Source organism: Streptomyces sp. NPDC017979 (assembly GCF_044328175.1).
Taxonomy (GTDB): Bacteria; Actinomycetota; Actinomycetes; order Streptomycetales; family Streptomycetaceae; genus Streptomyces.
Map to the genome: position 1 here is coordinate 14,724 of NZ_JBIRGU010000019.1, position 24,298 is coordinate 39,021.

Annotated in this window: 21 protein-coding genes; 11 read left to right on the forward strand and 10 right to left on the reverse strand. The window is 72.3% G+C overall.

The annotated features are described in order from the left end of the window. Window positions 1-113: 113 nt before the first annotated feature. A complete protein-coding gene (locus ACH4E8_RS32770; protein ID WP_398455169.1) occupies window positions 114-1,952 on the reverse strand; it encodes a hypothetical protein in 1,839 nt (612 codons plus the stop codon). Between the two features lie 235 nt (window positions 1,953-2,187). Between ACH4E8_RS32770 and radA the strand changes: the two genes are divergently transcribed. Together radA and disA are read left to right on the forward strand one after the other, a co-directional pair. Beyond that, window positions 2,188-3,690: a DNA repair protein RadA gene (gene radA, locus ACH4E8_RS32775; RefSeq protein WP_398455170.1), complete on the forward strand. Its 1,503-nt coding sequence runs from the start codon at window positions 2,188-2,190 to the stop codon at window positions 3,688-3,690. A 44-nt stretch (window positions 3,691-3,734) separates the two neighbouring features. Then, window positions 3,735-4,886 carry a DNA integrity scanning diadenylate cyclase DisA gene (gene disA, locus ACH4E8_RS32780; RefSeq protein ID WP_398455172.1) on the forward strand — a complete coding sequence of 384 codons (1,152 nt, stop codon included), beginning with the start codon at window positions 3,735-3,737 and terminating at the stop codon, window positions 4,884-4,886. A 260-nt stretch (window positions 4,887-5,146) separates the two neighbouring features. Here disA and ACH4E8_RS32785 read toward each other — a convergent pair whose 3' ends face one another. Beyond that, window positions 5,147-5,959: a hypothetical protein gene (locus tag ACH4E8_RS32785; protein ID WP_398455174.1), complete on the reverse strand. Its 813-nt coding sequence runs from the start codon at window positions 5,957-5,959 to the stop codon at window positions 5,147-5,149. 228 nt (window positions 5,960-6,187) lie between these two features. Here ACH4E8_RS32785 and ACH4E8_RS32790 point away from each other — a divergent pair, with 228 nt between their 5' ends. The 6 genes from ACH4E8_RS32790 to cseC all read left to right on the forward strand — a co-directional run bounded on the left by ACH4E8_RS32790 (window position 6,188) and on the right by cseC (window position 12,094). Continuing rightward, window positions 6,188-6,883, forward strand: coding sequence for a phosphatase PAP2 family protein (locus ACH4E8_RS32790; protein ID WP_398455175.1), 696 nt, complete (start codon window positions 6,188-6,190; stop codon window positions 6,881-6,883). Window positions 6,884-7,200: 317 nt separating this feature from the next. Beyond that, window positions 7,201-8,142 carry an A/G-specific adenine glycosylase gene (locus tag ACH4E8_RS32795; RefSeq protein WP_398455176.1) on the forward strand — a complete coding sequence of 314 codons (942 nt, stop codon included), beginning with the start codon at window positions 7,201-7,203 and terminating at the stop codon, window positions 8,140-8,142. Window positions 8,143-8,443: 301 nt separating this feature from the next. After that, window positions 8,444-9,034 (forward strand): SigE family RNA polymerase sigma factor, encoded by a 591-nt coding sequence (locus tag ACH4E8_RS32800; protein WP_398455177.1) that lies wholly within the window; start codon window positions 8,444-8,446, stop codon window positions 9,032-9,034. Next, complete coding sequence (locus ACH4E8_RS32805) at window positions 9,022-9,816, forward strand: hypothetical protein (protein ID WP_398455179.1); 795 nt, start codon at window positions 9,022-9,024, stop codon at window positions 9,814-9,816. The genes ACH4E8_RS32800 and ACH4E8_RS32805 overlap by 13 nt, the downstream gene beginning before the upstream one ends. A gap of 8 nt (window positions 9,817-9,824) precedes the next feature. Further along, window positions 9,825-10,523, forward strand: coding sequence for a two-component system response regulator CseB (gene cseB / locus ACH4E8_RS32810; protein WP_398455181.1), 699 nt, complete (start codon window positions 9,825-9,827; stop codon window positions 10,521-10,523). A gap of 248 nt (window positions 10,524-10,771) precedes the next feature. After that, complete coding sequence (gene cseC / locus ACH4E8_RS32815) at window positions 10,772-12,094, forward strand: two-component system sensor histidine kinase CseC (protein WP_398455270.1); 1,323 nt, start codon at window positions 10,772-10,774, stop codon at window positions 12,092-12,094. A gap of 71 nt (window positions 12,095-12,165) precedes the next feature. On the opposite strand, the gene ACH4E8_RS32820 is transcribed toward cseC, so the two are convergent. Beyond that, entirely contained in the window at window positions 12,166-12,546 is a 381-nt protein-coding gene (locus ACH4E8_RS32820) for a VOC family protein (RefSeq protein WP_398455183.1), read from the reverse strand. Between the two features lie 138 nt (window positions 12,547-12,684). Further along, window positions 12,685-13,374, reverse strand: a complete 690-nt coding sequence (locus ACH4E8_RS32825; protein ID WP_398455184.1) for a M23 family metallopeptidase — start codon at window positions 13,372-13,374, stop codon at window positions 12,685-12,687. A 590-nt stretch (window positions 13,375-13,964) separates the two neighbouring features. Here ACH4E8_RS32825 and ACH4E8_RS32830 point away from each other — a divergent pair. Together ACH4E8_RS32830 and ACH4E8_RS32835 are read left to right on the forward strand one after the other, a co-directional pair. After that, window positions 13,965-17,186, forward strand: coding sequence for an NACHT domain-containing protein (locus ACH4E8_RS32830; RefSeq protein ID WP_398455185.1), 3,222 nt, complete (start codon window positions 13,965-13,967; stop codon window positions 17,184-17,186). Continuing rightward, entirely contained in the window at window positions 17,180-17,554 is a 375-nt protein-coding gene (locus ACH4E8_RS32835) for a trypco2 family protein (RefSeq protein WP_398455186.1), read from the forward strand. Before ACH4E8_RS32830 ends, ACH4E8_RS32835 begins: the two co-directional genes overlap by 7 nt. A 97-nt stretch (window positions 17,555-17,651) precedes the next feature. Here the strand turns inward: ACH4E8_RS32835 and ACH4E8_RS32840 are convergent, their stop codons facing one another. Next, window positions 17,652-20,177: an ATP-dependent Clp protease ATP-binding subunit gene (locus ACH4E8_RS32840; RefSeq protein WP_398455187.1), complete on the reverse strand. Its 2,526-nt coding sequence runs from the start codon at window positions 20,175-20,177 to the stop codon at window positions 17,652-17,654. A gap of 432 nt (window positions 20,178-20,609) precedes the next feature. Between ACH4E8_RS32840 and ACH4E8_RS32845 the strand changes: the two genes are divergently transcribed. Further along, the gene (locus ACH4E8_RS32845) at window positions 20,610-21,296 is read left to right on the forward strand and encodes an SCO3374 family protein (protein ID WP_398455188.1); all 687 of its coding nucleotides are present in this window, start codon (window positions 20,610-20,612) and stop codon (window positions 21,294-21,296) included. 30 nt (window positions 21,297-21,326) lie between these two features. Here the strand turns inward: ACH4E8_RS32845 and ACH4E8_RS32850 are convergent, their stop codons facing one another. The 5 genes from ACH4E8_RS32850 to ACH4E8_RS32870 form a co-directional block, all read right to left on the reverse strand. After that, window positions 21,327-21,659: an Lsr2 family protein gene (locus tag ACH4E8_RS32850; protein WP_361529002.1), complete on the reverse strand. Its 333-nt coding sequence runs from the start codon at window positions 21,657-21,659 to the stop codon at window positions 21,327-21,329. Between the two features lie 223 nt (window positions 21,660-21,882). Beyond that, a complete protein-coding gene (locus tag ACH4E8_RS32855) occupies window positions 21,883-22,404 on the reverse strand; it encodes an amino-acid N-acetyltransferase (RefSeq protein ID WP_398455190.1) in 522 nt (173 codons plus the stop codon). A gap of 9 nt (window positions 22,405-22,413) precedes the next feature. Next, window positions 22,414-22,905 carry a BlaI/MecI/CopY family transcriptional regulator gene (locus tag ACH4E8_RS32860; RefSeq protein WP_398455192.1) on the reverse strand — a complete coding sequence of 164 codons (492 nt, stop codon included), beginning with the start codon at window positions 22,903-22,905 and terminating at the stop codon, window positions 22,414-22,416. 222 nt (window positions 22,906-23,127) lie between these two features. Then, window positions 23,128-23,328 (reverse strand): hypothetical protein, encoded by a 201-nt coding sequence (locus ACH4E8_RS32865; protein WP_398455193.1) that lies wholly within the window; start codon window positions 23,326-23,328, stop codon window positions 23,128-23,130. A gap of 109 nt (window positions 23,329-23,437) precedes the next feature. Then, window positions 23,438-24,169 (reverse strand): hypothetical protein, encoded by a 732-nt coding sequence (locus ACH4E8_RS32870; protein ID WP_398455194.1) that lies wholly within the window; start codon window positions 24,167-24,169, stop codon window positions 23,438-23,440. Between the last annotated feature and the right edge of the window lie 129 nt (window positions 24,170-24,298).

A 24,298-nucleotide genomic window follows, 5' to 3' on the forward strand; every position in this document is an offset into this window, starting at 1 on the left:
CCCCCGTGCCCGCAGGGCACAGGGGGCGGAACTGCGCGAACAGCCCACCACCGGGCCGCACAGACCAACGCGCACGGCGGGTCCGTCCAGGCACACCGCCCAAGCGGCGGAGCCTAGGGCGCGTCGGGCGGTGGTTCCGATGGGGACGGGGAGCCCTCGGTGGGGGACGGGGTCGGGGACGGGGCCGTCGGTGAGGGCGTCGGGGACGGCGAGCTGGGCGTCGGGGACGGCGTGGTCGGCGGCGTCGGCGACGGCCGCGACGTCGGCGGCCGAGTGGGCCGCTGCGTCGGCGGCTTCGGCGCGCCCCGGCCCTCGATGCCGACGACCGCCCCGGAGGGCGCCACGGACACCCGGGCGCCCCAGGCGCCGGCGGGCTCGCGGTCCGGGTCCACGGTGACGTACACGGCGGTGGACTCGCCGGGGTGCAGCACGCCCGAGGCCCGGCTGAGGCGGAGCCAGTCCGCATCGGTGCGTACGGACCAGTTGACGGGGGCGCCGCCGGACGCGGTGAGCGTGAGGCGGGTGACGCCCTGGTAGGGCTCCGCGGTGAGGGTGAGGCGCCCGGGGCCGGTGGTGGTGCCGGGGCCGGAGGAGGGTGCGCCGGGGCTGAGGACTTCCACGGAGACGCCGGGGGCGGGGGTGCCGTCGGTGGCGCCGTGACCGTCGGCGGTGTCGGCGTTGCCCGCGTTCTCGTAGCGGTCGGCGGGGGTGTCGTCGGCGTTGCCGGTGCCTTCGTCGGTGGCGGTGACGGAGGGGCCGGCCTGACGGGACTCGCCGGTGAGCGGTGCGCCGCGGTACGCGGCCCAGAGCGCGAGGACGGGCGCGGCGACGACGGCCGCGACGACGGTGGTGGTGACGGCGCGGGCGCGCAGCCGGTCGCGGCGGGCGGCCTGGTCCTTGGGGTCGAGCGGGAAGCCGGTGGGGCCGAAGCGGGGGGCGGCGGCGCGGGTGCGGGGGGCGTGCGCCGCGGCGAGGCGCAGGGCCGCGCGCGGGGCCGGGACCAGAGGCAGGGTGGCGGGCGTCGGGGTGGCGCCGGGCCAGGGGCCGTGGGCGCCGGCGCGTTCGGCGGCGCGGCGGCAGCGGGGGCAGTCGTCGACGTGGCGGACGAGTTCGGTGCGGAGCGCGGCGGAGAGCAGGACGCCGTGGTCGCCGGTGAGGTGGGCGACGGAGGGGCAGGCGCCGGCCTCGACGACGGCGAGGGCCGCGCGGGTGCGTTCGACCTCGCACGCGGCGGTGGCGAGGAGGTCGCGGGCGGCGGCGTCGGGCAGGCCGAGTGCGGCGGCGACTTCGCGCGGGGCGAGCCCGTGGCGTACGGCGAGTTCCAGCGCTTCGCGCTGCTCGGGGGTGGTGCCGGCGGCTTCGGGCCAGGCGAGGAGCGCGAGTTGGGCGCGGCGGTGGGCGGCGGTGCCTTCGTCGACGGCGTACGCCGAGGAGGCTGCGGGGCCGGCGGGGAGCCCGGGCTTGGTGGCCGTGTGACGGGCGGCCGGTCGGCCCGAGTGGCGGCCGGCGTGCCGGCCGGGTTGTGCGCCCTGGCGGGTGCTGCGGCCTTCGGCCAGCCGGCGCAGGCAGGTCCAGCGGGCGAGGGCGTAGAGCCAGGCCGTCCTGCGGGAGGCGTGCGCCGGCGCGCGGCCGTGGTGGCGGTCGGCGAGCGCGAGGGCGTCGGCGAGCGCGGCGGTGGCGGCGTCGTGGTCGCACAGGACGGAGAGGCAGTACGTGAACAGGCCGTCGAGCTGTGCCTCGTACCGCTCGAACCGCGCGCTGCGTTCGGCGCGCTCGGCGCGGCCCGACCGCTCGGCTCCTTCGGTCCGCTCCGGTCGTCGGGGCGGCTGCGACTGCCCCGACGCGGTCTGCTGTGCCGGCGTGGTCGCGCGCGGGGCGCTTCGGTGGTGCGGGCGGTGCGCGCCGGTTCCGTGGGGCGTACGGGTCGTCTGGTTCGGCCTGCTGCTCGTCACGCGGTGACCGTAGGCTCCGCTCCTGACCCTGTTCTCACCGCTTGCCCTCTTTTAATCCTTACGGGTGAACAGTTCGCTCAAAGGGGGACAGCAAGCGTCCATTTCGCCGCGTCCGAGCCACCCATAAGTGGCCCCAGAAGCCCACAGGCACGCACAGGTGAACACAAACACCAACAGACGTCCACAGACGGGTACGGCGGCCCGGTTGTCAGTGCCGGCGGCTACGGTTTCCCCCATGGCTGCCCGTACCAAATCCGCGAAGGACCGGCCCTCCTACCGCTGCACCGAATGCGGCTGGACGACGGTGAAGTGGCTCGGCCGCTGCCCCGAGTGCCAGGCGTGGGGCACGGTCGAGGAGTACGGCGCGCCCGCCGTGCGGACGACCGCCGCGGGCCGGGTGTCCTCCCCCGCGCTCCCCATCGGCCAGGTCGACGGCCGCCAGGCCGCCGCCCGCTCCACCGGCGTCGACGAGCTGGACCGGGTGCTGGGCGGCGGGCTGGTGCCGGGCGCGGTGGTGCTGCTCGCCGGCGAGCCCGGCGTCGGCAAGTCGACGCTGCTGCTGGACGTCGCCGCCAAGGCCGCCAGCGAAGAGCACCGCACGCTGTACGTCACGGGCGAGGAGTCCGCGAGCCAGGTCCGGCTGCGGGCCGACCGCATCGGCGCCGTGCACGACCATCTGTATCTGGCCGCCGAGACCGACCTGTCCGCCGTCCTCGGCCATCTGGACGCGGTCAAGCCGTCCCTGCTGATCATGGACTCGGTGCAGACGGTCGCCTCGCCGGAGATCGACGGCGCCCCCGGCGGCATGGCCCAGGTGCGGGAGGTCGCGGGCGCCCTGATCCGGGCCTCCAAGGAGCGCGGGATGTCCACCCTCCTCGTCGGGCACGTCACCAAGGACGGCGCGATCGCCGGCCCGCGCCTGCTGGAGCACCTGGTCGACGTGGTGCTGCACTTCGAGGGCGACCGGCACGCCCGGCTGCGCCTGGTCCGCGGCATCAAGAACCGCTACGGGGCGACGGACGAGGTCGGCTGCTTCGAGTTGCACGACGAGGGCATCACCGGCCTCGCCGACCCCTCCGGCCTCTTCCTGACCCGGCGTGACGAGCCGGTGCCCGGCACCTGTCTGACGGTCACTTTGGAGGGCCGTCGCCCGCTGGTCGCCGAGGTGCAGGCGCTCACCGTCGACACCCAGATCCCCTCCCCCCGGCGCACCACCTCCGGGCTGGAGACCTCGCGGGTGTCGATGATGCTCGCGGTGCTGGAGCAGCGCGGGCGGATCAGCGCGCTCGGCAAGCGGGACATCTACAGCGCCACGGTGGGCGGCGTGCGGCTGTCCGAGCCGGCCGCCGACCTGGCGATCGCGCTCGCGCTGGCCTCGGCCGCCAGCGACACCCCGCTGCCGAAGAACCTGGTCGCGATCGGCGAGGTCGGCCTCGCCGGCGAGGTCCGCCGCGTCACCGGCGTGCAGCGGCGACTCGCCGAGGCCCACCGCCTGGGCTTCACCCACGCCCTGGTGCCGGGCGACCCCGGCAAGGTCCCCGCGGGCATGAAGGTGATCGAGGTCGCCGACATGGGCGACGCCTTGCGGGTGCTGCCGCGCGGGCGGCGGCGCAATGCGCCGGCGGCGCCGGGCGACGGGCCGGAAACGGCGCCGTGGAGCGCCGGTGAGGGCGCGTCCGGCCGCGCCCGGCGCACGGCGGGCGAGGACGGCCCGCGGGCCGCGGAGCAGCGCCGGTAGACTTTGCCCCGGTCTCGCCCATCCGTACGAGCCGGAGGAGTGCAGTGGCAGCCAACGACCGGGCACCAGCACCCGGAAAGTCCGGCGCGGGCTCCGGCACCGAAGGACGGATCCGCACCGCGCTGAGCGCGGTCGCGCCCGGCACCGCGCTCCGCGACGGCCTGGAGCGCATCCTCCGCGGCAACACCGGCGGCCTGATCGTCCTCGGCATGGACAAGTCGGTGGACTCGATGTGCACCGGCGGCTTCGTGCTGGACGTCGAGTTCACCGCCACCCGCCTGCGCGAGCTGTGCAAGCTGGACGGCGCGCTGATCCTCGACAAGGACATCACCAAGATCCTGCGGGCGGGCGTGCAGCTCGTCCCGGACGCCTCCATCCCGACGGAGGAGACCGGCACCCGGCACCGCACCGCCGACCGCGTCTCCAAGCAGTGCGGCTTCCCGGTCGTCTCGGTGTCGCAGTCGATGCGGCTGATCGCGCTGTACGTGGACGGGGAGCGCCGCGTCCTGGAGGAGTCCGCCGCGATCCTGTCCCGGGCGAACCAGGCGCTGGCCACCCTGGAGCGGTACAAGCTCCGTCTCGACGAGGTCGCCGGCACCCTCTCCGCGTTGGAGATCGAGGACCTGGTCACGGTCCGGGACGTCACGGCCGTCGCACAGCGCCTGGAGATGGTGCGCCGGATCGCCACGGAGATCGCGGAGTACGTCGTCGAGCTGGGCACCGACGGACGGCTGCTCTCGCTCCAGTTGGACGAGCTGATCGCGGGCGTCGAGCCGGAGCGCGAGTTGGTCGCGCAGGACTACGTACCGGAGCCGACGTCCGCGAGGGCCGCGCCCGGGAAGGGCGCCCAGCGGTCGCGCACGGTCGACGACGCACTGTCGGAGCTGGACGCGCTCACCCACTCGGAGCTGCTGGAACTGTCCACCGTGGCGCGCGCCTTGGGGTACAGCGGCTCGCCCGAGACGCTCGACTCGGCGGTGTCGCCGCGCGGTTACCGGCTGCTGGCCAAGGTGCCGCGACTGCCGGGTGCGATCATCGAACGCCTGGTGGAGCACTTCGGCGGGTTGCAGAAGCTGCTGGCGGCGAGCGTCGACGACCTCCAGGCCGTCGACGGCGTCGGCGAGGCGCGAGCGCGCAGCGTCCGCGAGGGGCTGTCCCGCCTGGCGGAGTCCTCCATCCTGGAGCGCTACGTCTGAGCTGCGCCGAGCCTCACCGGGCGCGGGTCGCCGTGCGGCGAGCTGTGCTGCGGCGTCTGCGGCTTGTCTGCGGCTTGTCGCGCACGGCCTCTCCCTGTGCTCCACGGGCACGGGGGCACCCCCACCTACGCCCAGAGGGCGTGGGGGTCCCCCCGTGCCCGCAGGGCACAGGAGGCGGAACTGCGCGAGCAGCCCACCACCGGGCCGCACAGACCAACGCTCCCGCAGGGAAACGCGGCTACGTCCAGAGGGCGAAGGGGCTAGTCCTTCGCGAGGACGAAGGACGTCGGGCGGACCGTCTCGCCGGGGTACTGCGCCTCGACCAGGTACGTACCCGCGCCGACCGGCGCCGCGGGCGGCGTCGCGCACTGCGGCGCGCTGCGCTTGCGCTCCCAGGTGACGGCGTGACTGACCGTCGAGTGCGCCGGGACCTTCACCCACGCGGCGGCGCCGTCCCGCGGGCAGTCCTTGGACGACCACACCTCTTCGTTCTCCGCGTCGGTGACCTTGAGCACCGCCGACGCACCGCCGAGGTCCACCTTGCAGGTGGTGGCGGAGGAGTTGGTGACGGCCAGTCGGAACACCGGCTGCTGCCCCGGGGCGTAGGAGTCCACGGAGGTCGCGAGACCCAACTGGATCGATCCCGAAGGGCAGTTGGGCAGGACCGAGCTCACGGGCACGCGCTCGGCCGCGACGCCACCGCCCGCACCTCCGCCACCGCTGCCGCCGTCGCTGCCACCCGTGCCGCCGCCGTCGGAGCCGGCGCCCCCGCTGCCCGTACCGCCGCCCGTGTCCGCACCGCTGCCGCCGTCGTCGCCCGTCCGGCCGGGCTCGTCGCGCCCGCCGGGCTGTCCGCTGATCGCCGGGCCCGACTGGCCGGGGCCCGGGGTGATGGACGGCGCGGGCGAGGAACTCCCGTTGGCGCTGTCGCTCTTGTCCCCGTCGCCCCCGCCCGAACTGATCGCCCAGACGACCAGCACGACGAGGACGGCCACGAGTGCCACGGCTGCGGCCCTCCGACGCCAATAGATGGAGGAGGGGAGCGGCCCGATCGGATTGCGCAGAGTTCCCACGGATCAAACTCTACGAGAGGACGAGCCCAACTCCCGTCCCACCCGCCGCACTCGTCCGAAGTTCTACGGATCATCATCCCGGTTCGACGGTCCGCGGGGCCCGCTGAGGGGGCCGTGGCCGTCAGTCCGGGGTCGTACGGGCGGGGGCGCGGCCCCTGACTTTCGTCGGGGCCGGTTGCTGCCGATGGCCCCGAGTGGCCCGAAAGTCACCCCGGTACGTTTTCGAACATGGACAGCTCCTTGACCCGCGGCCTCTACCGCGACATCACCGACTTCGCCCACGACACCCCCTCCTGGGTGCAGCACCTCGCCGAGCTGTGGACCGAGGCGGGGCTGTTGCTGTTCGGCGTGCTCTTCCTCGTCGCCTGGTGGCGGGCGCGCGTCGCCGACGCCCGCGCCCTGGCGGTCGCCGTCCTGGCGCCGCTCGCGACGGCGTTCGGCTACGTCGTCAGCGAGTCCCTGAAGTCGGTGTTCGACGAGGAACGGCCCTGCCGCACGGTCACGGACGCGGCGCGGTCCCTGGTGGAGTGCCCGCCGACCGGTGACTGGTCCTTCCCCAGCAACCACGCGTCCATCGCGGGCGCCGCGGCGATCGCGCTGGTGCTGGCCTGGCGGCGGATCTGGCTGCTCACCGTGCCGATGGCGCTGCTGATGGCGTTCTCCCGGGTCTTCGTGGGGGTGCACTACCCGCACGACGTGATGGTGGGGCTGGTGCTGGGGTCGGTGGCCGCGGTCGGCTTCGTCGTGACCCTGACGCGGCCGGCGACGTCCCTGTTGCGGGCCATGCGGTCGAGTCGTACGGGCGTGGTCGTCTGGTTCGCCGGCCCGGGCCCCGACCGCACCGGCCAGGGCAGCCACGGCGGCCCCGACGGCACCGGCGGGCCCGGCCGCCACGCCCGCACCACGCCGACGCGTGACCGGTGAGCGGGCGAGGAGCACCCGTACGCCCGAACCCGTCCCCGCTCCGTCGGGGCGACGCCGGCCCGGCGTCCGGCGACTGACGGCGGGACCGGTCGGCCGCTGGTCAACACCCCGCGGGCGCCCGGCCGGCGGACGCCCCGAAGGCCGTACACGCGACGGCCCCGGGGCGTCGTCGCCCGCCGCCCGCTGTGCGCCAACCGGTCGCGGCCCACTTGGTCGAAGGCGCTGCGCCACCCGGTCGGAAGGCTCTGCGCCGCTTAGCCCATGGGCCGGGGCGGCTGCGGCGGCGGCCCCCGCCGGCGTGCCAGGATCGAAGGGCCATGACTGACACCACGACTGCCCCCGCCCCCGCCGGCCGCGCCGAGCGCGCCGGTGACGTCTCCTCATCCGACGCCGCGTCCCTCCACAGCCCCGTGATCGCCTGGTTCGACGAACACGCCCGCGACCTGCCGTGGCGCCGCCCCGAGGCCGGCGCGTGGGGCGTGATGGTCAGCGAGTTCATGCTCCAGCAGACCCCCGTGAACCGGGTGCTGCCGGTGTACGAGCAGTGGCTCAAGCGCTGGCCCAGGCCGGCCGACCTGGCCGCCGAGCCCGCCGGCGAGGCCGTGCGCGCCTGGGGCCGGCTCGGCTACCCGCGCCGTGCCCTGCGGCTGCACGGGGCCGCGCAGGCGATAACTGAGCGGCACGGCGGCGACGTGCCGAAGGACCACGCGCAGTTGCTCGCACTGCCCGGCATCGGCGAGTACACGGCGGCCGCGGTGGCCTCCTTCGCGTACGGACAGCGCCACGCGGTCCTCGACACCAACGTGCGCCGGGTCTTCGCCCGCGCCTCTACCGGGATCCAGTACCCGCCGACGGCGACCACCGCCGCCGAGCGGAAGCTCGCCCGGTCCCTGCTCCCGGACGACGACGAGACCGCGGCGAAGTGGGCCGCCGCCTCGATGGAGCTGGGCGCGCTGGTGTGCACCGCGCGCAACGAGGACTGCGGGCGCTGCCCGATCGCCGCCCAGTGCTCCTGGCGGCTGGCCGGGAAGCCGGCGCACCAGGGCGCGGCCCGGCGCGGTCAGACGTACGCCGGGACGGACCGTCAGGTGCGCGGCAAGCTGCTGGCGGTGCTGCGGGCCTCCGAGGTGCCGGTGTCGCAGGCGGCCCTGGACGCGGTCTGGCACGAGCCGGTCCAGCGGGCCAGGGCGCTCGACGGGCTGGTCGCGGACGGGCTGGTCGAGCCGCTGCACGACGGGTCGTACCGCCTCCCCGGGTGAACCGGGGCCGTTCCCGAAAGCTCCGACGACCCTGCCCGGACGATCCGGAACGGCCCCGCCCCGTAGGGCCCCGGCACGATCCGTCCCGCTCTTCCCCACTGCCTCCACCCTGAAACATCGGCTGTTACACAACCGATGGGTGGCCGTGCGTCCACCGACGGCTGCGCAGCACAGCCCCGTGACAACTGCTCCGTAATTTCTGTGACGCAAGGACGGAAGCAGTAGCTGACGACGGGAAGCGCGCCGGGCACCCGGCCGGCGCGCCAGCGGACGAGCGTGACACGGGGCGGAGGCGGTTGGCATGGCGCAGGGCGAGGTGCTCGCGTTCGAGGACTACGTGCGCAGTCGGCAGGACGCGCTGCTGCGCAGCGCCCGCCGGCTGGTGCCCGACCCGGTCGACGCCCAGGACCTGCTGCAGACCGCCCTGGTGCGCACCTACGGCCGCTGGGACGGCATCGCGGACAAGTCGCTCGCCGACGCCTATCTGCGCCGCGTGATGATCAATACGCGGACGGAGTGGTGGCGCGCCCGCAAGCTCGACGAGGTCCCCACCGAGCAGCTGCCGGACGCCGCCGTGGAGGACGGCTCGGACCAGCGCGCGGACCGCGCCCTGCTGATGGACGTGCTCAAGGTGCTGGCCCCCAAGCAGCGCAGCGTCGTCGTGCTGCGGCACTGGGAGCAGATGAGCACCGAGGAGACGGCTGCCGCCCTGGGGATGTCGACCGGTACGGTGAAGAGCACCCTGCACCGGGCGCTGGCGCGACTGCGCCAGGAGTTGGAGAGCCGGGCCGAGGAGTGCGCGGAGCTGGGCATCCGGGACCGGACGGGGCGACGGGGGCGACACATCGACGGGCAGCAGGACGGACGGGGGCAGGAGCGGTGCGCGGCCTGACAGACGGACGCGAGGGGTCCGGGAAGTCGACGGCGAGCAGAGCGGCAGTGGCCGGGCTCGCCGTCATCGGGCTGCTCACGGCCGGTTGTTCCGCGGGCGGCACCGGCTTGCAGGACGAGGGCTCGGCGTATCCGGACTCGGCGAAGCCCGCGGCCACCCCGTCCCCCAAGGGCTCGGGCGGCCCGACCGTGCCGAACGGGCGGGCCCCGGACCCGGTGAAGCTGCTGATGGACGACCCGAAGGTGCACAAGCGGATCAAGGCCGACCTCAAGCCGTGCACCAAGGAACGGCGTTCGTACCCGGTCGACTCCGCCCTCGGCAACCTCACCGGCGCTTCGTCGCCCGACGTCGTCATCAACGTCATGACCTGCGGTGACGCCGTGAACGTGGGTACGTATGTGTTCCGCCCCACCGCCACCGGATACGAGAACGTCTTCGCTTCGGAGGAGCCGGCGGTCGTCTCGTCCATCGACCGCGGCGACCTGGTCGTCACCAAGCAGGTGTACGACGAGGGGGCACCGGTCGCGGCGCAGCCGACCGCGGAGGAAGTGACGACGTTCCACTGGTCGGGCGGCCGGTTCAACCAACTGCACTGGGTGCGCAACCAGTACCCCGGGGGCGTCGACGGGGGCGATTACGTCTTCCCCGCCGAGCCGTCCCTGGACACCGAGCGGCTGAAGGAGCAGCAGACGGAGCTGCTGCCGGCGCCGTCCGCGCTGCTCCGCAACGGCGTCGTCGCACCCGTGCCGGGGCCGCCGCCGCGCGCGACGAATGAGAACTGAGGGACCCGATGGCCGAGACCCATGTCCTGTTCGTGGAGGACGACGACGTCATCCGGGAGGCGACGCAGATCGCCCTGGAGCGGCAGGGCTTCGTGGTGACCGCGATGCCCGACGGACTCCAGGGGCTGGAGGCGTTCCGGGCGGACCGGCCGGACATCGCGCTGCTGGACGTGATGGTGCCGGGGCTCGACGGGGTCAGCCTGTGCCGGCGCATCCGTGACGAGTCGACCGTGCCCGTGATCATGCTGTCGGCGCGCGCCGACTCGATCGACGTCGTCCTGGGCCTGGAGGCGGGCGCCGACGACTACGTCACCAAGCCGTTCGACGGCGCCGTGCTGGTGGCCCGGATCCGCGCGGTGCTGCGCCGGTTCGGGCACGCGGGCGGGGGCCACGCGGCCGTGGGCGGCGAGGTCGGGCAGGGCGCGCTGTTGGCCTTCGGCGACCTGGTGGTGGACACGGAGGGCATGGAGGTCCGCAAGGGCGGGCTGCCGGTGGCGCTGACGCCGACGGAGATGCGGCTGCTGCTGGAGTTCTCCACGGCGCCGGGGACCGTGCTCTCCCGCGACCGGCTGCTGGAACGGGTCTGGGACTACGGCTGGGGCGGCGACACCCGGGTCGTCGACGTCCACGTGCAGCGGCTGCGCGGCAAGATCGGCCAGGACCGGATCGAGACGGTCCGCGGCTTCGGCTACAAGCTCAAGGCATGAAGCGGGGCGGACGGGCGGCGGGTCGGCCCACCGGTCAGCCGACCGGGGAGCGGGCCTGGCTCCGATACGGGCGGCGGGCGGAGCGGCAGGCGGCGCAGCGGGTCGCCGAACGCGTCGAGCAGCAGGCGGCGCGGTGGCGCGCGGAGGAGCGGGACGGGCAGCGGACGTCGGGGGTCGAGCCGGGCTCGGTGTCGGGGCGCGCGTCCGGACCCGGTTCCGGGCCGGCTGCCGCGTTGGCGGCGCGCTTCCTGACCCGGTTCGCGTTCCGCACCGGCATCCGCTGGAAGATCAGCATCGCGATCGCGGCCGTGGGCGCACTCATCGCCGTGACGCTGAGCCTGGTCGTGCACAACGCCGCGCGCGTCTCCATGCTCGACAACGCGCGTGACGTGCAGTTGGACCGGGTGGGACTGGCGCAGCGCTGGTACGAGACGTCGAAGAACAAGGACCCCCGCTTCAGCACCAAGCTGAACGACCCCGCGCTGCCGCGCGAACTCCAGGACCTGGTGAAGCAGAACCGGCGCGGCACGTACGTCCGCGACACCCCGAAGGGCCCGCCGGAGATCTGGGCCGCGGTCCCCACCTCCGACGGCAACGTGCTCTCGCTGCGCACCACGTTCGCCGGGCGCAGCGCCACCATCCTCGGCGACCTCGACCGGGCGCTGACCATCGGTTCGGTGACGGTGGTCTTCGGCGGCTGCGCCCTGGGCGTGCTGATCGGCGGGCAGATCTCGCGCCGGCTGCGCAAGGCCGCCGCTGCCGCCGCGACGGTGGCGGCGGGCAAGACGGACGTACGGGTGCGGGAGGCCATCGGCGGGGTCGTGCGGGACGAGACGGACGACCTGGCGCGCGCGGTGGACGCGCTCACGGACGCCCTGAACGAGCGCATCCAGGCCGAGCGGCGGGTCACCGCGGACATCGCGCACGAGCTGCGCACCCCGGTCACGGGGCTGCTGACGGCGGCGGAGCTGCTGCCGCCCGGCCGCCCGTCGGAGCTGGTGCGGGACCGGGCGCAGGCCATGCGGACGCTGGTGGAGGACGTGCTGGAGGTGGCCAGGCTCGACGGCGCGTCGGAGCGGGCCGAGCTCCAGGAGATCGCCCTGGGCGAGTTCGTACGGCGCCGGATCTCCCAGCTCAACCCGGACGTGCACGTGCACGTGGTGCACGAGTCGTGGGTGGCGACCGACCCCCGGCGGCTGGAGCGGATCTTGCTGAACCTGCTGACGAACGCGACGAAGCACGGCGCCGCGCCGGTGGAGGTCACGGTCGAGGGCCGGGTCGTGCGGGTGCGCGACCACGGGCCCGGCTTCCCGGAGGCTCTGCTGTGGGACGGGCCGAGCCGGTTCCGTACCGGCGCGAGCGACCGCGCGGGCACCGGCCACGGCCTGGGCCTGACGATCGCGGCCGGTCAGGCGAGGGTCCTGGGGGCCCGGCTGACGTTCCGCAACGCCGGCGAGGAGGGCGCGGCGCCGCTGGGCGAGTCCGGCGGCGCGGTCGCCGTGCTGTGGCTGCCCGAGCACGCGCCCACGGACACCGGGAGCTTCCCGGTGCTGCCCGTGGACGCGGACTGACTCAGGTCAGGGTGCCGGGGGCCTGCGGGCCGGCGTGCGCCCGGGCCCGGGGGCCGAGGGCGCGGCAGGGCTCAGCTCCAGTCCTTGGAGAGGTCCAGCTCCGCGTTGCGCTGCGTCAGGGAGAACCAGTTGCCGTTGTCGTCGCGGAAGATCGCCTCGATGCCGTACGGGCGCTCCTTCGGCTCCTGGACGAACTCGACGCCGCGGGCGGTGAAGGTCTCGTAGTCCCCGCGGCAGTCGTCCGTACGGAACGCGCCGGCGCCCAGCACCCCCTTGCTGATCATGGTCTTGAGCGCCTGCGCGGACTCCGCGTCCAGGTGGTCGGGGCTCATCAGGGCCAGCGGCTTGGACCAGTCGCGGTCCATGGCGTCCTTGGCGCGCCGTAGCTGACGGAGCCGAGCCAGGCGGGCCGACTCCGCCGCCGGGGTCCGGTGCGCGGGTGGGCGTTCCATGTCCCGATGGTGCCAGCCGGCACTGACAGCGCCGGGGCGCTACGGAGCGTGGGAACGCCGCGACCCCGAGGCGGCGGGTGGCCGACCTCGGGGTCGCGGCGGTGCGGGGTGGTTCCCCGGCGTGGTGCTTCAGTCGCGTCAGATGGAGACGCCGACGGAGCGCAGGAAGGAGACCGGGTCGACCGCGCTGCCGTAGTTGGCGGTGTTGCGGATCTCCATGTGCAGGTGGGGACCGCTGGAGTTGCCGGTGTTGCCGGACTTCGCGATCTCCTGGCCCGCCTTGACGCTCTGGCCGACGGACACGCCGACCGAGTTCAGGTGGGCGTACTGCGAGTACATGCCGTTGTTGTGCTTGATCACGACGGCGTTGCCGTACGCGGGACCGTCACCGGCGCCGTTGCCGCCGGCCTTGACGACCGTGCCGGCGCCGATGGACTTCACGGAGGTGCCGGTCGGGACGGCGAAGTCCTGGCCGGAGTGGTTGCTCGTCCACATGCCGCCGGCCTTGCCGTAGGTGGCGCTCAGGACGTAGGAGTCCAGCGGCTTCACCCAGGAGGGCGCGGCGACGGCCTTGGGGGCGGCCTTCGGGGCGGGAGCGGCGGGGGCTGCGGCCGGCTTGGTCTCGACCTTGACCTCGGGCTTCGCGGCGGCGGGCTTCGCCTCCGGCGCCTTGGCCTCGGCGGCCTGGGCCGGAGTGGAGGTGGTGGCCTCTACGGCGAACGCAGCGCCCGTTCCGAGCACGGCGGTCGCTCCGAAGCCTGCGGCCAGGATGCCGGCGCGGGTACGAAGAACGGCCGGGCGGGGGAAACGGGAAGTGATGCGCGTCATAGGGATGAATGCCTCCGGGCAGAAAGGGACCCGACGCGGGAAATGCGCCGGGCGGGTTGGTGCCATCCCTTGGTAACCGACCCCGGCACTTCACCTCAAACACCCCAACTACGACATTCCGTCGTAGCAAGAAGGGAGTGATTCACCCCCTTGACACCTTTTGAGAACCATCGCGCGAGTCGCGGTTCTGCGCCCCACCCGTGGGTGCGGAAACGGGCTTCACTGCACGTGCGGGCCGCGGCCCAAGGCGTACGCCCCGCCGCCGGAACCGACCCGCCCCCCGCGGGCACCTCAGGGGGTCGCCATCGCGACGCCGATCGACGCCCCATATGGGACAGAACCCTATAAAAAGCTCCTAAAGTAACTAGTAGGCCCTATCGGGCCTGTGTGCCTTGTCACGGGTTCGCCCACGGATTTGTGGCCCGCGCCACTAACCTCGGGCGTCAGCGGACGTTGTCGGGGGCGCGAAAGAAGGGGCCGAAAACGTGTCGGGGGCCACAGGAACGGGCGACGTGCACGGCAATGCGTTACCCACCGCGCACGTCAATGCGTGGACAGTTGCGCAAGGGGGCCCGTCGTCGTCCGGCGCCGTGCGCAGCAACCCGTCCCTTCGGGTGGTCGCGATCCACGGCGCCCAGCAGGGCACCGGCTTCCTGCTCGACCCCAGACACGTCCTGACCTGCGCACACGTCATCAGCGACTGTCTGGACAGCGAAGAAGACCCGCACCGCAGCCTGACCCTCTCCCACCCCGACCAGGCCCGCCGCGTCCGCTGCGAAGTGCTGTGGCACGGCCGCGACGAGGGCCTTGACGTCGCCCTGCTGCGCGCCGCGGAGGACGTCCTCCCCGCCGATCGCCTCCCCCGCCTCCGTACCGCCGTCCTGACCAGGGACGATCCACTGCCGGGTGCCCAGACGCTGGGCTTTCCGGGACACCAGAGGTACGACGGCAACAAGCTCGACTTCGGCCAGTACCCGGGCACGGTCCTCCCGGTCGCCGGCAAGGTCCACGGCGCCCTCACCTTCTGGCTGGACCACTCCCCCGGCCGTCCGGGGCCCGGCGGCGCTTCCCCGCTCGCCGGCCTCTCCGGCGCCCCGGTCTTCGCCGGGCCTGTGCTGCTCGGCATCGTGTCCCGGGTGCGCGGCGAGCATGCGCAGCAGTTGGAAACGACCCCCATCCACGTCGCACTCCAAGCACTGCTGGGGTACGCGGTCCTGCCCGGTCTGAAGCTGGAGCCGATGACGGCGTACGACCCCGCCGACGCCGTCTTCGAAGAGCGGTACGCGCAGGCGATCAAGGCCCAGTACGGCAAGACGGAGATCTTCGGCATCGACGAGCTGGGCGTCAGCGAGTCGAGCTGGGACCTGGACACCGCGTACCTGAGCCTGGAGGCCACCGCGCTCAGGGACGTCGACGCCGGCCGGGACCAGCCCCTGGGCGGCGCCCGGTACCAACCCTTTCCGCCCCGCGACACCCACCCGCGCCGCGTGGAGGAGTTACTCGGCCGCAGCGAGCGCACCCTGCTGCGCGGCGAGGCCGGCGCGGGCAAGACGACCCTGGTGTGGTGGCTCGCGGCGCACGCCGCCTGCGACACCCTCCCGCCGGAGCTGGACCGCCTCGGCGGCCTCGTCCCGCTCGTCGTACCGCTGCGCAGCGTACGGGCGGCCGGCGCCGGCTTCCCCACCCCCGACCGGCTCGCGCACGCCGCCGGGCTCCCCGTCGGCCCCGCCCCCGACGGCTGGGCGGAACGCGTCCTGGATTCCGGCCGCGCCCTCCTCCTCGTCGACGGCCTCGACGAACTCCCGCAGTCCGAACGCGGCCGGGCCCGCTCCTGGCTCACCGGCCTCCTGGCCCGCTTCCCCGGCACCCACTGCCTGGCCACCGTCCGCCCCGGCGCGGTCGAAACGTCCTGGCTCACCGGCGAAGGCTTCGCCGACCTGCTGCTCCTGCCGATGAGCGACACGGACATCGCCGTGTTCGTCGCCGCCTGGCACCGGGCCGCCCGCAAGGGCCACCCCGCCGCCGAGTGCGCCCGCCTGGACGGCCTGGAGCAACGGCTGCTCCGCGAGTTCGACGGCAACCGCGTCCTGCGCGACCTGGCCCGTACTCCCTTGTTGTGCGCGGTCATCTGCGCCCTGCACCGCAAACGCCACGGCCGGCTCCCGCACACCCGCTGGGAGCTGTACCGCGCCACCCTGGACATGCTCCTCGGCAAACGCGACCACGAACGCGGCATCGACGCGCCCGAGGGCCTGACCATCGGCGTCGAGGAACACAAACTGCTGCTCCAGCACATCGCCGTCTGGCTGGTGCGCTGCGGCCAGACCCAGTTCACCCCGGACGACGCCGTACGCCAGATCGAGCGGGCCACCGCCTACATGCCGCAGGTACGGGACCAGGGCAGCGCCCGCCAGATCCTCGCCCACCTGGTCAACCGCAGCGGCCTGCTCCAACAACGCACCGTCGACACCATCCAGTTCATCCACCGCACCTTCCAGGACTACCTGGCCGCGAAGGAACTCGCCGAGAACAACAGCATCGGCGAACTGGTCAACCGCGCCGAGGACGAACAATGGCGCGACGTCATCCTGCTGTCGGTGGGCCACCTCGACCGCCGCGTGAGCCGCCTGATCGACGGCCTGATCGAAAAGGCCGCCACCCTCCCGGACCCGCAGAACCGCCCCCTCCTGATCCTGGCGGGCCACTGCGCCTCCCAGGCGGTCTTCCTGGCCCCGGAGACGCGCGCTCGCGCAGAGGACGCAGTACGCCGAGTGATGCCCCCACGCAACGACGGCGAGTCCCACGCACTGGCAGAGCTGGGCGAGTGGGTCTTGCCGCTGCTGCCGGGGCCGTCGGGCGAGCGCCGACCCGACGTATGCGTGATCAACGTTTACGCCGGGATCGGCGATGTAGCGTCCGTCCCCAAGCTCCGGGAGTTCACCACGACGGACGATGACTTCGTGCGGAGCGCGCTGATCCGCGCCTGGGGCAGCTTCCCCACCGAGGAGTTCGTCGAGCAGGTGCTTTCCCGGGTTCCCTTGAAGGACGTCCTTGTCCCAGCCCCGACACTCTGGCACCTTCACAGGTTGGGCGGGCTTACCGGCATCACCTCATTACGACTTACTGGTGACCATCAGTCAGCCGCACTGTCACAGGCTCTGCCGAAGAACGGACTGGACCGGATCGAGATCGAAGACAACACCATCATGACGGTGTTGGACTTCGTGGCCGAGCGCCCTTCCATCACCTACCTCATGCTGCATCGGTGCCCCTCACTGTCCTCCCTGGAGAAGCTAGCGGACCGACAGTTCAGCTGGCTGTCCCTAGACACCAGCATGCTGTCTCTACCTGGCGCGCCGGTGAGGGCCGAATGGCTCCGCATCACCGGTGACGCCGAAGTCCCTTACCAACGCCTGGCGACCTGGACCTCCGTCGAGCGTTTCGTCATCGACGCGCCCGCTCGCCTGTCGGCCTTGGTGGATGCCACCAGAGGCTTACGCAAGCACCGCTCATTGACCCTGACCCGAGACGTCGAGATCGACGCCAGCGCCCCTGCTCCGCGCATCACCAAGCTAGCGCTGTGGTTGAGGACTGAACCTGTGGACATCTCGAACATCTCCCGTGCCTTCCCGGCGCTGGCCTCTTGCCAGCTGCTCGTCGGTGGTGTCCCTTCATACGAGATCGACCTGGCCCCGTTTCGCCACCAGCCAGACCTCCAACTCACGATCCGCACCCACCCCGGAACGGAACTGCACATCACGGGCCGCGAAGCCCTCGCCGACCGCCTCCATCTCACCCACTACGAATGGTGACGCCCTTGCGCCGCACCGACCCAACCGTCCCCGACCCCCTCCCCATCGACCTCGCCGACGCAGTAGACGCCGTCCGCGCCCAGCTCGTCGAGGCCGCCACGCGTGCCAGCGGGCAGGCCGTGCAGTTCGAGACCGGGGACATCGAGATGGAGTTCACCGTCGAGCTGCGGCGGGACACCACCGGCACCGGGCGGGTGCGGGCCTGGGTCGTCGAGGCGGGGGCGGACACCGCCCACGGCACCACCCGCACCCACCGCGTCGCCTTCACCCTCAAGCCGCGCGACGCCCGCACCGGTGACGCCTGGCTCGTCGGCAACGACGACGACGCCGACACCGGCGACTTCGGCCGCGCGTCCACACGTCCCTGAAGGCCCGCGCCAGCAAAAACGCGGCTGCCCCGGCCCGTACGTCTCCGTACGAGTCCGGGGCAGCCGCGTTACCGACTAGCGCACCCGCTTCGCGGGGTCACGCCTCCTTCGACAGGTTCGGTCCGGCTCCGCCGGCCGCCTGCTCGATCGGCGGGACGTCCGGCAGGGCCGACTTCTCCTCGCCGCGGAAGACGAACTTCTTCTCCTCGCCGTCGCCTTCGGTGTCCACGACCACGATGTGACCGGGGCGCAGCTCGCCGAAGAGGATCTTCTCCGAGAGGATGTCCTCGATCTCGCGCTGGATGGTCCGGCGCAGCGGCCGGGCGCCCAGCACGGGGTCGTAGCCCTTCTTGGCGAGGAGCGACTTGGCCGTGGCGCTGAGCTCCAGGCCCATGTCGCGGTCCTTCAGTCGCTCGTCCACCTTGGCGATCATGAGGTCGACGATCTGGATGATGTCGTCCTCGGTGAGCTGGTGGAAGACCACGGTGTCGTCGACACGGTTCAGGAACTCGGGCCGGAAGTGCTGCTTCAGCTCTTCGTTGACCTTGGCCTTCATCCGCTCGTAGCCGGTCTTGACGTCGCCCTGGGCGGCGAAGCCCAGGTTGAATCCCTTGGAGATGTCCCGGGTCCCGAGGTTGGTCGTCATGATGATGACCGTGTTCTTGAAGTCCACGACGCGGCCCTGGGAGTCGGTCAGCCGACCGTCCTCCAGGATCTGCAGAAGGGAATTGAAGATATCGGGGTGGGCCTTCTCGACCTCGTCGAAGAGGACGACGGAGAACGGCTTGCGGCGCACCTTCTCGGTGAGCTGGCCGCCCTCTTCGTAACCCACGTAGCCGGGCGGGGAGCCGAAGAGGCGGGAAACCGTGTGCTTCTCGCTGAACTCCGACATGTCGAGGGAGATCAGCGCGTCCTCGTCACCGAAGAGGAATTCGGCGAGCGTCTTGGACAGCTCGGTCTTACCGACGCCGGACGGGCCGGCGAAGATGAACGAGCCACCGGGGCGCTTCGGGTCCTTCAGACCGGCACGCGTACGGCGAATGGCCTGGGAGAGCGCCTTGATGGCGTCCTTCTGACCGATGACGCGCTTGTGGAGCTCGTCCTCCATGCGCAGCAGTCGGGAGGACTCCTCCTCCGTCAGCTTGAAGACGGGAATGCCGGTCGCCGTGGCGAGGACTTCGGCGATGAGCTCGCCGTCGACCTCGGCGACGACGTCCATGTCGCCGGCCTTCCATTCCTTCTCGCGCTTGGCCTTGGCCGCCAGGAGCTGCTTCTCCTTGTCCCGCAGGGAAGCGGCCTTCTCGAAGTCCTGCGAGTCGATCGCGGACTCCTTGTCGCGGCGGACTCCGGCGATCTTCTCGTCGAACTCGCGGAGGTCCGGCGGCGCGGTCATCCGGCGGATGCGCATCCGGGAGCCGGCCTCGTCGATCAGGTCGATCGCCTTGTCCGGCAGGAAGCGGTCCGAGATGTACCGGTCGGCCAGGGTGGCGGCCTGGACCAGGGCCTCGTCCGTGATGGAGACCCGGTGGTGGGCCTCGTAGCGGTCGCGCAGGCCCTTCAGGATCTCGATGGTGTGCGGCAGCGACGGCTCGGCGACCTGGATGGGCTGGAAGCGGCGCTCAAGGGCGGCGTCCTTCTCCAGGTGCTTGCGGTACTCGTCGAGGGTCGTGGCGCCGATGGTCTGCAGCTCGCCCCGGGCCAGCATGGGCTTGAGGATCGAGGCGGCGTCGATCGCGCCCTCCGCGGCACCCGCGCCGACGAGCGTGTGCAGCTCGTCGATGAACAGGATGATGTCGCCGCGGGTGCGGATCTCCTTGAGGACCTTCTTCAGGCGCTCTTCGAAGTCACCGCGGTAGCGGGAGCCGGCGACCAGCGCACCCAGGTCGAGGGTGTAGAGGTGCTTGTCCTTGAGGGTCTCGGGCACCTCGCCCTTGACGATGGCCTGCGCCAGGCCCTCGACGACGGCGGTCTTGCCGACGCCGGGCTCGCCGATGAGCACCGGGTTGTTCTTGGTGCGGCGGGACAGCACCTGCATGACCCGCTCGATCTCCTTCTCGCGCCCGATGACCGGGTCGAGCTTGGATTCGCGGGCGGCCTGGGTGAGGTTCCGGCCGAACTGGTCCAGGACGAGCGAGGTCGAGGGCGTGCCCTCGGCGGGGCCACCGGCAGTGGCGGCCTCCTTGCCCTGGTAGCCGGAGAGCAGCTGGATGACCTGCTGCCGCACCCGGTTCAGATCGGCGCCGAGCTTCACGAGGACCTGGGCGGCGACGCCCTCGCCCTCGCGGATCAGGCCGAGCAGGATGTGCTCCGTACCGATGTAGTTGTGCCCCAGCTGGAGGGCCTCGCGGAGCGACAGCTCCAGGACCTTCTTGGCACGGGGCGTGAAGGGGATGTGCCCGGACGGGGCCTGCTGGCCCTGGCCGATGATCTCCTCCACCTGCTGGCGGACCGCCTCGAGCGAAATCCCGAGGCTCTCCAGGGCCTTAGCGGCGACACCCTCACCCTCGTGGATCAGGCCCAGGAGGATGTGCTCGGTGCCGATGTAGTTGTGGTTGAGCATCCGGGCTTCTTCCTGAGCCAGGACGACAACCCGCCGCGCGCGGTCGGTGAACCTCTCGAACATCGTTAATCGCTCCTCAGAGCGGTCAGGCAGTAAGGGGTCGGTCCCCTCCCTGTCCTTCCGCAGCTTAGTCCCGCAAGCGGGGACCGCTCATTCCAACTGCCGACACCCGTCTGTGGCCTCCTGAGCCCTGAACGCCGACAAATGCTCCAACCCGATGGTGCGAGACGATGTTCCCGCAGGCCAGGCAGTTACTCGCGCCATCAGTACGCCGATGGCGAACGCACGGCCGCCGTACGAGCGTGTCGCCCCTCCTCACTAGGAATGTCTTACCCGTAAGCACTGACACTCCATGCGGCGCGCCCGTGCCCCCTCAGCTAAGGGCGAACATCGCCGCGGGATCGAACGGGCGCGAAGACCCCCCTTTCGGACACCGTGAGCAACTCGCCATCCACCCTGCGTAACTACTGGGGGCGGCCGGGAGTTCCCGGGGGTATGACGATCGCGCTGCCCTTTCCGCGCAAGCCCCCCGAGGCGCGCGTCGCCACCACGGCCGCCGTGGCGCGCTGGTACGCGACCGGGCTGGGGTGGGCGGTCGCCGAGCTCCCCCCGCCGCTGCGAACCGCGCCGGCGCCGCCCGCGGCGCCCTGCGTGGACCTGCTGACGGGGCTGCGCTTCGACGTCCTGGACGTGCCGGCGGACGCAGGTGCGGCCGTGCTGCGCCAGGCCGGCCCGACCGGGCCCCTCGGTCCGCTCGGCCCGGTGGCCCTGCACGGGAGCCGGATGCGGCTGCTGGTGGCGGCCGGCAGCGCCGACGAGGTGCCGGGGCTGCTCCAGTGGCTGGAATGGGGCGGCGTCACCCTCGATCTGCGCGCCGTGGGCGCGGGCGGCCGGACGGCCGCGCCGGTGCCACCCGGGTGGTCCGGCGCACAGGGAGTCGCGGTGTGGTTGCGACCCCCCGTGCCGGGGCGCGAGGTGGAGCCGACGCTTCCGGCACTGGCGCCGTTCGGGCGCGGTGCCGCAGCGGACGGGGACCCCGGGTCGGTGCGGGGCCCCGATCTCGTACGGCTCCTGGACACGCTGGCCACCGAATGCCACCGCGCCCGATTGCTGCGTGCGAATGCCCGTGCCGCACCTGGCGGCGCGTACGAATACGCAGCGGGCGAATACCCGTCCGATTAGGGGCGCGCTGGACGCGCACGTCGGCCGGGATCAGCCGTTGGCCTTCTCGTACGCCTCGCGGACGGTGGCGGGGACTCGGCCGCGGTCGTTGACCTCGTAACCGTTCGCCTTCGCCCAGGCGCGCACTTCCGCGGTGTTCTTGTTGTCGCTCGCGGCACGCCCCTTGCCCCGGCCGGTGGCGGCGCGGCCACCGGTGCGCCGGCCGTTCTTGGCGTACGGCTCCAGCAGCGAGCGAAGCTTGTCCGCATTGGAGGTGGTGAGGTCGATCTCGTAGGTCTTGCCGTCCAGCGCGAACGTCACGGTCTCATCGGCCTCGCCGCCGTCGAGGTCGTCAACAAGAAGGACCTGAACCTTCTGTGCCACCGGATTTCCTTTCATCGAAAATGCAGTACGCGGAAAGGAAACCGCTTTTCTCCGGAAAACACAAACCCTTGAGAGAGGTTCAGAACCCTGAGAACGCGGGAAACATGCGCGATTCGGACATAGGGATCCGGTCACATGATGACGAGAGGGGAGCCGACAAGGCCGCCCAAGGCTGTCGGCACCACTGACACTCGCGCCCTTGGACGACCTCGTCGGAGAGTGCTCACAGTTGCAGCAGCATCCGACTGTTGCCGAGGGTGTTGGGCTTCACGCGTTCGAGTCCGAGGAACTCCGCCACGCCCTCGTCATAGGAACGCAGCAGCTCCGCGTAGACATCTCCGTCGACCGGCGTCTCACCGATCTCGACGAAGCCGTGCTTGCCGAAGAAGGCCACTTCGAAGGTGAGGCAGAAAACCTTGCGCACGCCGAGCCAGCGCGCGGTGTGCAACAGCTTGTCGAGCAGCTGATGACCGATGCCCGCGCCCTTGTGGACCGGGTCGACGGCGAGAGTGCGTACTTCTGCCAGGTCTTCCCACATCACGTGCAGCGCACCGCATCCGACGACCGTACCGTCTTCGTCGCGTTCGGCGACCCAGAACTCCTGGATGTCTTCGTAAAGAGTGACAGTCGCTTTGTCGAGCAGGATGCCATCGCCTACGTACGGATCGAGGAGGCGGCGGACCGCCGGCACATCGCCGGTCCTGGCGCGGCGTACGGTGATGGCATTTGCGGCGGGATATGGCATGCGCCGACGCTATCGCCCCGGACCTTCCGGTGCGTCGTCGCCCTCTGCGCCCTCGGACGCCTCGCGCGAAGGCGTCTCGCGGGGTTCCCGGGAAGGCCCATCCGAAGGTTCGTCGGAGGTTCCCCCGGAAGGCTCCCGATCCGCCCCGGCGTTCGGTTCCGGGGCGTCCTGCACGACGTCCGCCTGCACGATCCGGACCGCGGCCTGGAGCGCTTCCCGCTGCTCCGGCGACATCATCCCGAAGAAGGCCACCAGTGCGGCGGCGGGGTTGTCGGTCTGGGCCCACGCTTCGTTCATCAAGGCCGCGGAGTAGGCGGCGCGGGTGGAGACCGCCGTGTATCGATAGGCGCGGCCTTCGACTTCCCTGCGGACCCAGCCCTTCTGATGGAGATTGTCCATGACGGTCATCACCGTCGTGTAGGCGATGGAACGCTCCTGTTGGAGGTCTTCCAGAACTTCCCGAACGGTGACGGGACGGTTCCATTGCCAGACGCGGGTCATGACGGCGTCTTCGAGTTCTCCCAATGGCCGGGGCACAAATCCACCATAGTGGGGCGACTCGTAATTATTGGTAGCGCCGTAACAAAAAGGACGTATGGGTGACAAATAATGTCATCCATACGTCCACCTGCGCAGTGCCGGTCGCCGTCGGGCGGGATGCGTGCGCAGGTCAGCCGCCGACCGCGGCCGGGGTTTCGACTTCTTCGCGCGTTCGCGTCGGGGTCAGTCGCCCTGGGCGGCGCTGCCGGCCGGGGTCGGGGCGCCGGCCTGCCCCGCCGCCTTCGCGCGGGCGAGGGTGGCGTCCACGTACGCGTCTTCCTTGGCCTTGTTCGGACCGCCCTGGCTCTTGACGATCGTCACGATCACGGTCGTGAAGAAGACGGCCATCACCACGGGAGGCACGAGCGCGGATACGTAGTCCATGGGGCCAGCGTAGCCGGGGGCGATGTCGGGGCCCGGACGGGGTCCGGGCCCCGGGGTGGGGCGCAGGGTGCGGGCGCGGGGTCCAGGGTGCAGGCGCGGGGCGCTGGGGTTACGCCGTGGCGCGCTGCTCCGCCGGCGGGGCGGGGCGGCGGCGCGGCGGGAAGACCTCGGACGGCTTGGGGACCGGGCGCTCGCCGGGCGCGGGCGCCGCGGGCCGCGGCTTGGCCGGTTCCGGCTCCGGCTTGGGCCGGGGCTTGGGGCGCGGCTTGGGCGTCTCGTCGGATCCGGTGGAGCTGCCGGATCCGCTGGCGGCGGTGGCGGACGCGTACGGGCTGCACGAGGCGTACTGGAGGCCGTCGTCCGTCGGCTCGGGCAGCGACTCCGTCCGGCCGCCGGGGAGCGCGAGGAGCCGGGTGCGGGGGGCCGGCGCGGCGGCCTGGCGGCCGGCGAGCCTGGCCCGTACGGACCGCTCGGCCAGCACCTGGCACCGCTCCAGGACGGCCTCGGCGACCGCGTGGCCGCGCAGGGTGCGCAGGGCGGCCAGGTCTTCCGGGCGCGGGTCGTACCCGGCCGCCAGGGCGTCCTGGAGCAGCTCCAGGTAGCTCCCAGCGGCGCCGGGGAGGGCTGCGCGGTAGCGGGCGAGATCGGCGAGCAGGAACGCGCGCAGCCGGCCCGCCTCGTGCGCAGCTTCGTCAACGGACTCGGCCAGCCTCAGACAGTCCTGGACGTCGTCGTCGGCGAGGGGGGCGGGATGCAGGGTGACGGCGAGGGCGCGTCGGAGCACACGCAGCTCGTCTGCGCTGAAGGCCATTCCGCCGCGGGATCCGTATGGCGTGGGCATGGCCCGACGATACGTGCGACTTGGACAATATCGGGTTAATTGCCCCTTTCCGGGCGTGCCGGTGGAGCGACGGGAGCGGGGCGTCCCCGCACCCGGCCGGCCCAACCCGCCCACCCGACCGGATCACCG